Annotated in this window: 12 protein-coding genes; 6 read left to right on the top strand and 6 right to left on the bottom strand. The window is 53.1% G+C overall.

All coding sequences use genetic code 11. The features are described from left to right. Positions 1-47: 47 nt before the first annotated feature. Positions 48-587, top strand: a complete 540-nt coding sequence (locus tag V6E55_RS08605; protein WP_316942595.1) for a GNAT family N-acetyltransferase — start codon at positions 48-50, stop codon at positions 585-587. Positions 588-658: 71 nt separating this feature from the next. Further along, entirely contained in the window at positions 659-997 is a 339-nt protein-coding gene (locus V6E55_RS08600; protein WP_316942594.1) for a lysozyme, read from the top strand. On the opposite strand, the gene V6E55_RS08595 is transcribed toward V6E55_RS08600, so the two are convergent. Beyond that, positions 976-1,578, bottom strand: a complete 603-nt coding sequence (locus V6E55_RS08595) for a response regulator transcription factor (RefSeq protein ID WP_316942593.1) — start codon at positions 1,576-1,578, stop codon at positions 976-978. The two genes, V6E55_RS08600 and V6E55_RS08595, sit on opposite strands and share 22 nt — an antisense overlap. A 173-nt stretch (positions 1,579-1,751) precedes the next feature. After that, a complete protein-coding gene (locus V6E55_RS08590) occupies positions 1,752-2,510 on the bottom strand; it encodes an SDR family NAD(P)-dependent oxidoreductase (RefSeq protein WP_236919901.1) in 759 nt (252 codons plus the stop codon). A 119-nt stretch (positions 2,511-2,629) separates the two neighbouring features. Here V6E55_RS08590 and V6E55_RS08585 point away from each other — a divergent pair, with 119 nt between their 5' ends. The 3 genes from V6E55_RS08585 to V6E55_RS08575 all read left to right on the top strand — a co-directional run bounded on the left by V6E55_RS08585 (position 2,630) and on the right by V6E55_RS08575 (position 6,189). Then, complete coding sequence (locus tag V6E55_RS08585) at positions 2,630-3,529, top strand: LysR family transcriptional regulator (RefSeq protein WP_114979282.1); 900 nt, start codon at positions 2,630-2,632, stop codon at positions 3,527-3,529. Between the two features lie 50 nt (positions 3,530-3,579). Then, positions 3,580-4,605, top strand: a complete 1,026-nt coding sequence (gene yhjD, locus V6E55_RS08580; RefSeq protein WP_114979281.1) for an inner membrane protein YhjD — start codon at positions 3,580-3,582, stop codon at positions 4,603-4,605. A gap of 261 nt (positions 4,606-4,866) precedes the next feature. Beyond that, a complete protein-coding gene (locus V6E55_RS08575) occupies positions 4,867-6,189 on the top strand; it encodes an MFS transporter (protein WP_129994784.1) in 1,323 nt (440 codons plus the stop codon). Positions 6,190-6,249: 60 nt separating this feature from the next. Here the strand turns inward: V6E55_RS08575 and V6E55_RS08570 are convergent, their stop codons facing one another. Further along, positions 6,250-8,292 (bottom strand): AsmA family protein, encoded by a 2,043-nt coding sequence (locus V6E55_RS08570; RefSeq protein ID WP_316942592.1) that lies wholly within the window; start codon positions 8,290-8,292, stop codon positions 6,250-6,252. A 65-nt stretch (positions 8,293-8,357) separates the two neighbouring features. Continuing rightward, positions 8,358-9,131 carry a cyclic-guanylate-specific phosphodiesterase gene (gene pdeH / locus V6E55_RS08565; RefSeq protein WP_028018351.1) on the bottom strand — a complete coding sequence of 258 codons (774 nt, stop codon included), beginning with the start codon at positions 9,129-9,131 and terminating at the stop codon, positions 8,358-8,360. A 229-nt stretch (positions 9,132-9,360) separates the two neighbouring features. On the opposite strand from pdeH, the gene V6E55_RS08560 reads away from it, so the two are divergent. Next, positions 9,361-10,290: a sugar kinase gene (locus V6E55_RS08560; protein WP_316942591.1), complete on the top strand. Its 930-nt coding sequence runs from the start codon at positions 9,361-9,363 to the stop codon at positions 10,288-10,290. Positions 10,291-10,341: 51 nt separating this feature from the next. On the opposite strand, the gene V6E55_RS08555 is transcribed toward V6E55_RS08560, so the two are convergent. Both V6E55_RS08555 and V6E55_RS08550 read right to left on the bottom strand, forming a co-directional pair. After that, complete coding sequence (locus tag V6E55_RS08555) at positions 10,342-11,835, bottom strand: M16 family metallopeptidase (protein ID WP_129994780.1); 1,494 nt, start codon at positions 11,833-11,835, stop codon at positions 10,342-10,344. A 228-nt stretch (positions 11,836-12,063) separates the two neighbouring features. Further along, complete coding sequence (locus V6E55_RS08550) at positions 12,064-13,350, bottom strand: dicarboxylate/amino acid:cation symporter (RefSeq protein ID WP_114980154.1); 1,287 nt, start codon at positions 13,348-13,350, stop codon at positions 12,064-12,066. Between the last annotated feature and the right edge of the window lie 115 nt (positions 13,351-13,465).

Genomic DNA, 13,465 nt, shown 5'->3' with positions numbered 1-13,465 from the left:
TAAAGTGACAACCCTAAAATCATTTAAAAAGTGTCAGGAGAATCTGAATGCCTGTTTTAAACACCCCGCGCCTTAGCTACTCACCCCTGCAGGAAAACGACTGGCCCTTTTTCCTGGCATTACAGCAACATCCTGATGTCATGCGCTTTGTTGCGCAAGATCGCCCTGTAGCAGAGATCCGCGAGGCTTTTGACGCTCGTCTGACGCCATGGACACCTGGCAGCCCACACTGGCTTTGTCTCGTCGTGCGTGATGCCACCACCCGGACGGCGCTGGGTGTCACCGGGTATATTCATCGGGAAGAGGATTGTGCTGAAGTGGGTTTTCTTTTTGCGCCCGCGGCGCAGGGGAAAGGTTACGGCTTCGAATCCCTGCAGGCACTTTGTGACTATGCCTTTCATCAGGGAGGGATACGCCGGCTGACCGCTACCGTCACTGCGGGGAATGTCGCCTCAAGACACCTGCTGGAAAAAACCCATTTCCGTCTGGAAGGTGAGTTACGCGAGAGCTATTACCTTGCCGGGTGCTGGCATAATGACTGGTTGTTCGGTTTATTGAGGCAGGAATACCTGAGCAATAACGCCTGATCAACAGCCATTTGGCGGATATTTCTCTGACGTTGATTCCTCTACAGTGTCGCTATTAAGAGGACACAAATATGAAAGGTCATGCACTGAAAATATCGGCTGCCGCTATTGCGTTAATAAAAAATCATCAGGGGCTTTCACTGGCGAAATATCGTGACGAAAACGGTTTATGGGTTATTGGTTATGGCCACGTTATCCGCGATCGGGAAACGTTTAACGGTCTGATCACCCCTTCTGAGGCAGAATATTTGCTTCATAAGGACATTCAGCTATGTGAGAGGCTGCTGCAGGAAAATATGGCACAGCCATTAACCCAACAGCAGCATGACGCACTGGTGCTGATGCTATTCAGCTTCGGTGAGATGTCCTCGCTTCCGAAAGCGGTTCTTCAGACCGTCGCCCGCGTATAGTACATGGCTGCCTGCGTTCTGTTTTTAACATCCAGCCGACGGAAAAGCGCTTCCAGATGCGCTTTTACCGTGGCCGCACTGATGTTGAGATTGCGTCCAATCTCTTTGTTAGATTCCCCTGCGGCCAGCAATTTCAGGACTTCACGCTGACGTTCGCTCAGGGTTAATAAGGCCTGAGGTGACGATGGCTGTTTAACCCACTCTCCGGGGAAACAGACCATCCCTCTGGATACCGAATCCAGCACGGCGGAAAACCGTTCGGGGCTCGCCTTGCGGGGAATAATGGCCATGACGTTTCGCTGCAACAACTGCTCAACCCACCGGGCCTCTTTTTTCGCTAACACCATGACCACGCATATTGCCGGGAAGCGAGTCATGAGCGCTTCCAGCCACCCGCACTCCTCATCCTGAATTAAATTTCCGTCAATCATGACGATAGCAGACGGTGATGCTGATACCTGAGCCCATAAATCTTCCGCCTGACAGGTTCCTGTTATATTTATTTCTGGAATTAACGTCTGAAGACTGTGTATCACTCCGTGAATAAATATTGACTGCCTGTCAAACATGATTACTCGCATCGTTTCTCTCCCTCTGAGAATAGCGAAGGGGGATTCTACAGAGGCGGTATTTAAGAAAAAACTCAATGAATGGGGACGTTACAAATCCACCCGTGTTCTTTATATCTGTCAGTATTTGGACACATTAATGTTGAGGATTTCCTTAAGAGGTTCCTTCCCCTTAAGAATAGGCATCACAGGAACATTCCACCTGATACTTCAATACGTTGCGCGTTCATCCAGCCCAGTTTATCGCTAAGCAGGGCCGCAATGGCATCGCCAATATCATCCGGTAGCCCCACCCGACCCAGGGCGGTCTGTGAAGCCAGCATCTGATTCAACTGCGCGTTGTCACGCACATGTCCACCGCCAAAGTCCGTTTCTATCGCGCCGGGAGCAATGATGTTGACGGCGATCCCGCGAGCGCCCAGCTCTTTTGCCTGATAACGGGTCAGCACTTCCATTGCCCCTTTCATGGCCGCATAGGTCCCTGAACCTGGCTGAGTAAAACGAGCCAGTCCACTGGAAACATTGAGGATCCGTCCCCCGTCATTAAGCAATGGCAGCAGGCGCTGTGTCAGGAAAAACGGCCCTTTGAAATGGATGTTTAACGCCTCATCAAACTGAGCTTCCGTCGTGTCGGTATAGGGCGCGTATAACCCCGTTCCGGCATTGTTTAATAAATAATCAAAGGTGTCACGCTGCCAGACGGTGTTAAGGGTTTCCTGAAGCTGTTGGGCAAAATGGTCGAAACTGGCGATATCCCCGACGTTGAGCTGTAATGCTGCCGCTCTGACACCTTTTCCCTGAATTTCGCGTACAACATCCTGTGCTTCCTGCTCACTGCGGTGATATGTCAGGATAATTCCCGTCCCCTCTGCCGCCAGCTTCAAAGCCGCGTTTTTACCCAGTCCACGGCTACCACCCGTCACTAATGCGATACGTTCAGTCATCATAAACCTCGTTTTGGCTGTTATGGAGATTGAGAAAGAGCTTATTAGGTGATAGAAAATCAATAAAGATGGGATAAAACGCTTCACTGTTTCAACGACAACAACAATGAGCTTCATCTATGGATAAAATTCACGCAATGCAGTTGTTTGTCCGCGTCGCGGAACTGGAGAGTTTTACCCGCGCGGCAGAAACATTAACGCTGCCGAAAGGCAGCGTGTCACGGCAGATTCAGGCGCTGGAAAACCGACTTGGCACCCAGCTGCTGCACCGTACCACGCGTCGCGTCAGCCTGACGCAGGACGGCATGGTCTATTACGAACGAGCAAAAGATCTGCTGGCAAACCTTGATGAACTCGATGGAATGTTTCAGCACGACCCCTCCAGCATCAGCGGGCGGTTACGGGTGGATATGCCCGTTGCCGTTGCACGAAATTTAGTCATCCCCAAACTGCCTGTTTTTCTGCAGCAGTATCCCGGTATCGAACTGGAACTCAGCAGCAGCGATCGTCTGGTGGATGTGATCCGCGAAGGGTTTGATTGTGTCGTCCGCGTCGGCACACTGAAGGATTCAGGGCTTATCGCGCGTCCACTAGGTAAACTGTCGGTGATTAACTGTGCCAGCCCGGATTATCTGGCACGTTTTGGTTACCCGGAAACGCTGGACGATTTAGGCTCACATGCCGTCATTCATTACGCTGCCATGCTGGGCAACCGTCCCCAGGGCTTTGAGTTTTATAACGGCAGCTCAACACAGTGGATAAAAACGGGCGGGGTGTTAACCGTCAATAGCACGGAAACTTACCAGGCTGCCTGCCTCGCCGGGTTGGGCATTATTCAGGTTCCACGGGTTGGGGTACGCGATTTACTGCGCGCGAAGAAGCTGATTGAGATCCTCCCGCAATACAAGGCCGAACCGATGCCTGTCTCTCTGATTTATCCCCATCGCCGTAACCTCTCCCGCCGGGTACATCTGTTTATGGAGTGGCTTACCGAACTCACAAAAGCTTATGTGGATTAGTCGCAAGCTATAATTCAATCACATCCAGCCAAACGAAAAGGAAAAGACGCGTGACGCCGGAAAACAACCCGCAACGACCCACCCAACAGTTAGATTATGATCCCATCAAAAAGATGGAAACCGGGCCCGAAGAGGCCAAATCGCCAGGCGCCGCCAGCAAAGCGCTGGGAACCGTCACTGGCATCGTCGCGAGAATTCAGCAGTTTCCCATGGTGGCGCATTTGATACGTGCGGCCGAGCGCTTCAATGACCGCATGGGAAACCAGTTTGGTGCCGCCATCACCTATTTTTCTTTCCTGTCGATGATCCCGATCCTGATGGTGTCGTTTGCGGCGGCCGGTTTTGTGCTCGCGTCGCACCCAACGCTGCTTCAGGATATCTTCGCTAAGATCCTGAATAATGTCAGCGACCCGACTCTTGCCAGTACGCTCAAAAGCACCATCAATACAGCCGTCCAACAGCGTACCACGGTCGGCATCGCGGGTTTGCTGATTGCCCTTTACTCTGGCGTTAACTGGATGGGCAACCTGCGTGAGGCCATTCGCGCCCAATCGCGCGAGGCGTGGGAGCGCAAACCTCAGGATCAGGAAAAGATTTGGGTTAAGTATATTCGTGACTTTGTTTCGCTGATTGGCCTTCTCGTCGCGCTCGTCATAACACTCTCTATTACCTCCGTGGCAGGCTCCGCGCAGCAGATGATTATCTCTGCGCTCTATCTCGATTATATCGAGTGGCTGAAACCCGCCTGGCGCGGCATTGGTCTGGTGATTTCCATCTTCGCTAACTACCTGCTGTTCTTCTGGATCTTCTGGCGTCTGCCTCGCCATCGTCCGCGTAAAAAGGCGCTGATCCGTGGAACCTTGATTGCGGCGATAGGCTTTGAGGTAATCAAAATTGTGATGACCTGGACCCTGCCGGCACTGGTTAAGTCCCCTTCTGGCGCAGCGTTTGGCTCAGTACTGGGACTGATGGCGTTCTTCTACTTTTTCGCCCGCCTGACCTTGTTCTGCGCAGCGTGGATTGCCACCGCTCAGTACAAAGATGACCCGAGGATGCCGGGGAAAACGCATCGGTAATGCCTCTTCCGGGCTGAAATTTCAGCCCGATCCATCATTTCAGCATATAAATCCAGCCTGTAACTTTTATTTAACCAAAAACCAGTTTTATTGACTAATATTTGAAATCTGTGAAGCATTTCATAGACGTGTTTTGGCTGGACTGAAAATTATCCGCTTTTTGTTGCTTTTATCACCAACCAACAGCTTTGTTACAGATTGAAATGTCGCTTTTGCTGTGCGTAATATGGCCTTTCGTTCGACAAAAAATAAGAAAATATTATGCAAGCAACAGCCACAACACTCGACTCTGGTGCAGAAAACGTTCCGGTAAATTCGCGCAATAAAGTTGTCGTCGCATCGCTGATTGGCACCGCCATCGAGTTCTTCGACTTTTACATTTATGCCACCGCTGCGGTCATCGTCTTCCCGCATATTTTCTTCCCGCAGGGAGACCCGACGGCAGCCACGCTACAATCTCTGGCCACCTTTGCTATCGCGTTTGTTGCCCGTCCGATTGGCTCTGCGCTGTTTGGACATTTTGGCGATCGCATTGGGCGTAAAGTCACCCTGGTGGCCTCATTGCTGACGATGGGGATCTCCACCGTGGCCATCGGTCTGCTGCCAACTTACGAAACTATCGGCATTCTGGCTCCCGTTCTGCTGGCGCTGGCGCGTTTTGGTCAGGGTCTGGGGCTGGGTGGTGAATGGGGTGGCGCAGCGCTGCTGGCGACCGAGAACGCACCGGCGCGTAAACGTGCGCTGTATGGTTCATTCCCGCAGCTTGGCGCCCCCATTGGCTTCTTCTTTGCCAACGGGACGTTCCTGCTGCTCTCCTGGTTGCTGACAGATGAACAGTTCATGAGCTGGGGCTGGCGTATCCCGTTTGTGTTCTCTGCCGTGCTGGTGCTGATTGGTCTGTATGTCCGTGTTTCTCTGCATGAAACCCCTGTTTTCGCGAAAGTTGCCGCCGAGAAAAAACAGGTGAAAGTACCGCTGGGCACGCTGCTGACCAAACACGTCCGCGTGACCGTGCTGGGCACGTTTATCATGCTGGCGACCTATACCCTGTTCTACATCATGACCGTTTACTCCATGACATTCAGTACCGCCGCCGCGCCGGTTGGGTTGGGCCTGCCGCGTAACGAAGTGCTGTGGATGCTGATGATGGCAGTGATTGGGTTTGGTGTGATGGTACCGATTGCAGGTCTGCTGGCGGATAAATTTGGTCGCCGCGCAAGCATGATTGTGATCACCACGCTGATCATTCTGTTTGCCCTGTTTGTCTTCCCACCACTGCTGAGTTCCGGTAGCCCGGCGCTGGTGATGGCGTACCTGCTCATTGGCCTGAGCCTGATGGGGTTGACCTTCGGCCCAATGGGCGCGCTGCTGCCGGAGCTGTTCCCGACGGAAGTGCGTTATACCGGTGCGTCGTTCTCTTACAACGTCTCCTCCATTCTGGGCGCGTCTGTTGCTCCGTACATCGCGACCTGGTTACAGGCAAACTATGGTCTGTTCTATGTCGGTGTCTATCTGGCAGCGATGGCAGCGCTGACGCTGATTGCACTGCTGCTGACGCATGAGACTAAGCATCAGTCCCTGTAATTCACTGCGGGCTGATGCCCTCACTCCGACCCTCTCCCACAGGGAGAGGGAGAAAGGGAGCTACTTCTTCATCTGTGACAAAATCGTCCGGCACTGATTCGCTTCTCCTTCTGAAGGTGAAATCAACGCCAGCAGCGCTGCTGCCGGGGTAACCAGCGTCGCGAGGGCTGCTGCCACCGCACCACGCGCAATCAGAGGCCCGGGCTTCACACCCGCCTGGGGGTTTTTGAAGGTGCCGCGCACATAAAGCGGCGAGCGCAGGGTGATGATACGAATCCCCTTACTTTCCGGATCGATCGTCAAATCAAGCTGCTCGGAGGCCATACTGGCGGTACCGGTCACGTTAATGACTGCGTTTTCAGTGTCAAAGGCAAAAATCTGCGGGCGTGCCACGCCATTAACCAGATCCAGATTGGCCGCTGCGCAGTTCACCCGTACCTCGTCATCACCGAAGATTTGCCCGATAACGTAGTTACCGACGTTCAACCCCAGGATCTCCATCAGGTTGCGGCTCACCAGTCCGTCGTTCATCAGAAGCTTCAGGTTGCCATTACTGCTTCCCAGCAGCGCCGCCACGGAGTTCCCTACGCCGCGAATGTCGGCATCACCGTTCATTTCGCCGAGGGTTTTCTGCATTAGCTCCACGTTCGGCATCAGCGCTTTCAGCTTCAGCCTGCGGGCCTGAATATCGGCTCGTCCCTGCATCGGCTTTTTATCGCCTTCCAGGTGAATGTTCGAGGAAATTGTCCCGCCTGCCATGCCAAATTTTAGCGGCTGCAGGCGCAGGTCGGCATTCTGGAGGAGAATATGGGTCGAAAGATTGCTGATTGGCAACGTGCTGCCGTGTTCAATTTTGCCGCCTTTGAAGCGTACATCCGCATCCATTGCATTCCACTTGTCGGTCTCAAAGCGGTCGTAGGGCAGCACTTTCCCCGCGGGCTGGAGGTCTTTCTTCACCTCTTTTGTCTTCGTACCTTTACCGGAATCAATACCTATCAGCGGGCCTAAGTCAGCCAGACGCAGCTGGCGGGACTCGACATCCCCTTCCAGTTTCGGGCGCGGTTTCCCGGTGGTGTAAGTCAGTGAGCCGTGGATATCACTGTCACCAATACGACCGTTGAAACCCCGGTAATCAAATACCGACGATTTTTCTGCATTGATTTTCGCCACCAGATGGCCGTCGGTCTCAAACGGCGGTGTATCCGGCAGTAGCACGCCAGTGAGCTGATACAATTCGCCCAGCGAATCACCGGCAAATTTCAGCTGTAGATCGACACCCCCCATGTTCATCGGATCGTTGACCGTCCCCACGAACGCCACACGGGTATTTCCGGAACGGAAATCCGCCTGCACCGGGAACGGCGTGCCTTCGCTCCTGAGCGCCAGCATGCCGCCTATTTTCCCTTTACCGCTGAGAGGTTGATCGTTGTAGCGTCCCTTTGCTGTCAGGCCGAATACGTAATCACCCACGTTGGTGTTGTCACCTTTCGCTTTGCTGCCAGTCAATTCGCTAAATGGTAATGGTTTGCCCAGCGGATCAACCAGGATCTCCACCTCCGCCCTGCTGACCTTATCGTCTATGGCGATCCGCCCACGATCGAAAAGAATATTGTCGAGACGGAATGACCAGGAAGAAGGCTGGGCATTCGGATCTTTTTCGCTGTCGCTGGCAAGGTTGAACGTCCAGTTGTTGTTTTTTTCAGAGAGGCGAATCAGCCGTGCATCGGGCTGCTGAAGCTTGATCCACGGCAGATAGACCGTTTTGGACAATAGCGCTAACGGGGCTAGCGTGGCTTCAACGCGGGGCAGATGCACCATGGTGACATCCGGGATATCTGGCGGGTTGCCGAGGATGATGTCGTCAGCGTGAACATGTGGCCAGGGGATCCAGCTTCGCCAGCCTGTCTCCTCTTTCTGACGTTCCCAAACCACCCCTAAATCACCACGTATGGCGAAGGGACGGTTCAGCTCGGTTGAGACTTTCTGGTTGATGGTCGGCTTAAGACGGTTCCAGTCAAACGTCGCAACAATGACGACGAAAACCACGATCAACAACAAGAAAATCCCTGCAACCCAGGAGATTACCCTGGCTGTTTTTGTCATTGTTTTCCCCTTTCCTGATGACCTGTCCTGTAAAACTATAGTTCAGACAAAGGGAAGCGGGCTTATCAGAGGGTCGTTATCACGTTATCGAGGTGATCCATGGGGACCGGGCGAGAGAGGAAATAGCCTTGCGCCGCCGCTGCAGGAGAGTTTTGCACATCACGCCACTCTTCCAGCGTTTCCACGCCTTCGACAATCACCCCCTGACAATAGCGGTTCATCAGCTGTAATAACAGCGTAAACAGATTCCGCCCTTCAGAGGTCTGGCGCAGCATAATGAACAGCTCGCGGGCCACTTTAATGTAGTCATAATGCACTTCACTCAGGGCAGAGAAGTTCGCCATGCCAGTGCCAAAATCATCCAGCCACAGCGGGCCATACTCACATATTGAAGCAAACGAAGAGTCCTGCGGCAGTCGGACATGCTCGACCAGCTCAAAGCGCATCCATGGCAGGGTGGCGATCAATTCCTGCAATTTCGCATTCTGACGCAGCGCCAGCAGAGTTGGGCCATCAACGTTCACCGAGGCGAGGATATCATTCTGCTCGAAAAAGGCCTGCTTCGTCGCCAGCATACGGAGCTGTTCTTCCAGCACATCCAGGCGCTGGCGAACGGCAACTTCAGCAAAATAGCGATCCGGTGCGATACGCTGAGAAGGGTTTGATGGATGCGTGACGACGGTCAAAATTTCAATTGCCATCAGTCGACCATCAGTCCGGTAGATGGGCTGATAGGTGTACGCGCGCTCACATTGCAGCCAGTAGCGATGCTCCTGCAAGTTCTCAATACTTGCCTCAGGCGTAGTGCTCAGCCGCTGGATAACCTGCTCTGACTTCATTTCAGATGTCCTGTTGTTGGGATAGCCTTTCTGGACTCGTCACAGGATTATCGGCGCAACAATTGAGAACTTTATGTTCAATTCATGGGGAAAATGAAATTAAGATGACATAAGTGAGCAGGAACACGCGCTGGCTCAAATAAAATAATGGAACGTTGTTTTAATATAGTTGACCAGTTAATTCACTCAGCGCACACTGCTGATAATTCTTCTGTTCAGGTTCACGACTATGTCCAAAAAAATTGCCGTGATTGGCGAATGCATGATTGAACTGTCACAAAAAGGCGCGGAAGTCAGCCGCGGATTTGGTGGCGATACGTTAAACACGTCCGTTTATATTGCCCGTCAGGTTGCACCTGAGGCGCTCACCGTGAACTATGTCACCGCACTGGGTACCGATAATTTCAGCCAGCAAATGCTGGACGCCTGGCAGAGTGAACACGTTGAAACCTCGCTGATCCAGCGTATGGAAAACCGTCTCCCGGGGCTCTACTACATCGAAACCGACAGCACCGGCGAGCGCACATTTTATTACTGGCGTAACGAAGCCGCAGCTAAGTTCTGGCTTGAGAGTGATGCTGCCGCCGACATCTGTGAAAAACTGGCCACGTTTGATTATCTCTATCTGAGCGGGATCAGCCTGGCAATCTTAAGCCAGGACAGTCGCGAAAAACTGCTCTCTCTGCTGCGCGAATGCCGTGCCAACGGCGGTAAGGTTATTTTCGATAACAACTACCGCCCCCGCCTGTGGGCCAGCCGTGAAGAAACGCAGCAGGTTTATCTGCAGATGCTGCAATGCACCGATATCGCCTTCCTGACCCTTGATGATGAGGACGCCCTCTGGGGTGAGAAACCGGTAGAGGAGGTGATTGCGCGCACACAGGCCGCTGGCGTGAGCGAAGTGGTGATTAAGCGAGGTGCAGATTCGTGCCTGGTCGCTATTGCAGGTGAAGCGTCGGTTGAGGTTCCGGCCGTGAAGCTGGCCAAAGAGAAAGTGATTGATACCACGGCGGCAGGGGATTCATTCAGCGCGGGCTATCTGGCGGTACGTCTGACGGGTGGAACGCCGGAAGCAGCGGCACAGCGCGGGCATCTGACGGCCAGCACCGTGATTCAGTATCGCGGGGCGATTATTCCGCGTGAGGCGATGCCTGTTTAAGTAAGGTGTGGGCTGATCCCCTCTCCCGTTGGGAGAGGGGATATTTACGCATTACTGCCCCTGAGGAGTATCCGTCGTGTCCGGATGTAAATCATCAGTTGTCGTGGCCTGCACCGGCTGCGGCGCGGTAGCCATAATGGAATTCCAGGTCGACTGAAGTTCCTTCATGTCATATTCCGGCTCGCCTTTTGGCTGCAGCAGGATCAACGCCATTTCCTGCGACAGCTGCTGACGCAAGTCCTGATTTAACATATCGACGGTCAGATCGTTCAGGAAGTCCTGACGAAGCTTCTGGTACTGTTCCGGTGCAATATCCACCACCTGATTCTGCAGGGAGCGAATACGCTGGCTGATCAGAATGTCGGTATCAGCGCGCGCGTAGGTCGCAAACAGCTTCTGCAACTCGAGTTTTTTCTGCGCCACGAGAGCGTTGAATTCCTCTTCGGACAGCCCCTCTTTGCGCACTTTCGCCAGCTCTTTCGCGACCACACCTAAATTCGCATTCAGCTTATCACCCGGTGATTCAACGTTAATGGCACACTGTGCGCGCTGGAACAGCACACGGCAGTCAAAACCAAGACCGATATTCTTCACACTGTTCTTATTGAGCGTCTGCTGAACGTGCCAGAACAACGCTTCACGCGCCAGATCCGCACGCCAGTAGCGCAGCAGCGCCGCGGACTCACGAATAGGCTGCCAGGCGTTATCCCACATGACGGAAAGTCGGTCCTGACGCACGGTGTCCGTCATAATGCTGACGGGCTCTGTACGCAGTGGAGAGAGCGTCGGGACGGGAGCGGGTGTTTCACGTTTACCTTTCAACTCGCCAAACGCTTTGTTGATCTGCTCAACCACCGCGCGGCTGTCCACGTTGCCCACCACAATCAGCGTCATCGCGTCCGGGGTGTACCAATTCTGGTAGAACGATTTTACCTGCTCAGCATCCACCGGTTGTTTCAATGTTTCGGCCGGGTCATGCCCAAGTAACGTGGAGCCTTTCAGGCGGTAACGCCACCAGCCCTCTTTGGTATCCGCAGGCCAGGTCGCCACCATGTCACTGTTGCTCAGGGCATAGTTAACGGTATCCGGCGTAATCGCCAGATTGCCAGCGGCATCAGAGAGATACGTCAGGGCTTCTTTGAGCAAATCGTTACGGTTATTTGGCAGGCTCAGGTTAAACATGGTGTAGTCATACGAGACCACAGCCGGAGGAAGTGGGCGTTTCGGATCGATGGCCTGTTGCCAAAGCGAACGCACCTGAACCGCTTGCAGACTGCCGCTCTGAGTGAGCGCCAGCCGGGGAATAAAATGGCTAAACCCAGTTTGCTGGGTGCTTTCCGTGAGAGAGCCGGTATTCACAGACAGACGGATTTCAATACGGTCGCTGGGACGTTGTGGGGTGGCTAAAACCTGCCACTGAAAACCGTTCGCTAATGTCCCTTGTTGCCAGGCCGGGTCTGGCTGGAGCGCATCTGCCTGCACATAACTGGCTGCTGCCATCATCAGCAAACCGCCGGTTAAGAGTCGAATTTTTGTGCCCTGCATGTGAACCCCTGATCAACATTCCTGGTTAAAAAAAGAGTGTCTCGCGACGCGCCTCACTCTTAAAGATGACGATGAAAATACGTCAATTAGACCGCGCGTTCGGCAAAACGTCACGGTCAGAAGTGAAATATACCCAAAAAAAATCTTGTCGAATTATGACAGGTATGAACAGTTATTATGCGCAGGAGCCCGCATCCCGACAAGGGAATACGGGCATTTGTGACAAGTTTAAGAGGTTAAGCCAGGATTTTTGCTGTCAGTTGAACGGTTATTCAGCGTGTCGTCGAGCTTTTTGTGATCCAGTTCTTTCACCAGTTTCGCCACCACTACAGTTGCTACGCCGTTACCCACCAGGTTGGTTAACGCACGCGCCTCAGACATGAAGCGGTCAATACCCAGAATCAACGCCAGACCCGCCACTGGCAGGTGACCCACTGCGGAAATGGTGGCCGCCAGCACGATAAAGCCACTGCCTGTCACGCCCGCCGCACCTTTAGAAGAGAGCAGGAGCACCACCAGCAGGGTAATCTGATGGAAAATATCCATATGACTGTTGGTCGCCTGAGCGATAAACACAGCCGCCATTGTCAGGTATATCGAGGTCCCATCAAGGTTGAAAGAGTAACCCGTCGGGATCACCAGCCCAACCACCGATTTGCGGCACCCCAGTTTCTCCATCTTATCGAGCATACGCGGCAGCGCCGACTCTGAAGAAGACGTCCCCAGTACAATCAGCAGCTCTTCACGGATGTAACGGATAAATTTGAAAATATTGAAACCTGTCGCACGGGCGATGGAGCCCAGTACCACAACCACGAAAAGGATACAGGTGATATAGAAGCAGATAATCAGCTGACCCAACTGCACCAGCGTACCGACACCATATTTACCGATGGTAAAGGCCATCGCACCGAAAGCACCGATCGGCGCCAGGCGCATGATCATATTGATGATACCGAAGATCACCTGCGAGAAGCTTTCAATCACATTGAAAATCAGCTGACCTTTGCTACCCAGACGGTGCAGGGCGAAGCCAAACATGACCGCAAACAGCAGCACCTGCAGGATGTTTCCGCTGGCGAACGCGCCGATGACACTGCCAGGTATTACGTCCAGCAGGAAAGCGACGACGCCCTGATCCTTCGCTTGATCGGCATAAACCGCGACCGCTTTAGCATCCAGTGTTGACGGGTCAACGTTCATACCCGCACCTGGCTGCACCACGTTAACGATGATAAGACCGATAATCAGCGCGAGGGTACTGACCACTTCGAAATACAGAAGTGCCACAGCGCCGGTGCGACCTACCGCTTTCATGCTTTCCATGCCCGCGATGCCCGTCACTACCGTACAGAAGATCACCGGGGCGATGACCATTTTGATGAGCTTAACGAACGCGTCGCCAAGCGGTTTCATTTGTGCGCCCAGTTCTGGGTAATAGTGACCCAGCAGAATACCGATGGCGATGGCTGTCAGGACCTGGAAATAAAGACTTTTGAAGAGTGAGGTTTTCATAGGGTGTCCTTGGGAAGAAAAACCACAGGCTTTGTAAGGTTATGGTTAACCTGCGGCTTTAAAATAACACCCACATAACAGGACAGAAATAAACTCAGTTCAAATTTGAAACACA

It is taken from the genome of Enterobacter sp. 342 (assembly GCF_036663495.1).
Taxonomy (GTDB): domain Bacteria; phylum Pseudomonadota; class Gammaproteobacteria; order Enterobacterales; family Enterobacteriaceae; genus Enterobacter.
The sequence above is the reverse complement of the archived record's forward strand: the minus strand, read 5'-3'. Positions and strand labels throughout refer to the sequence as shown.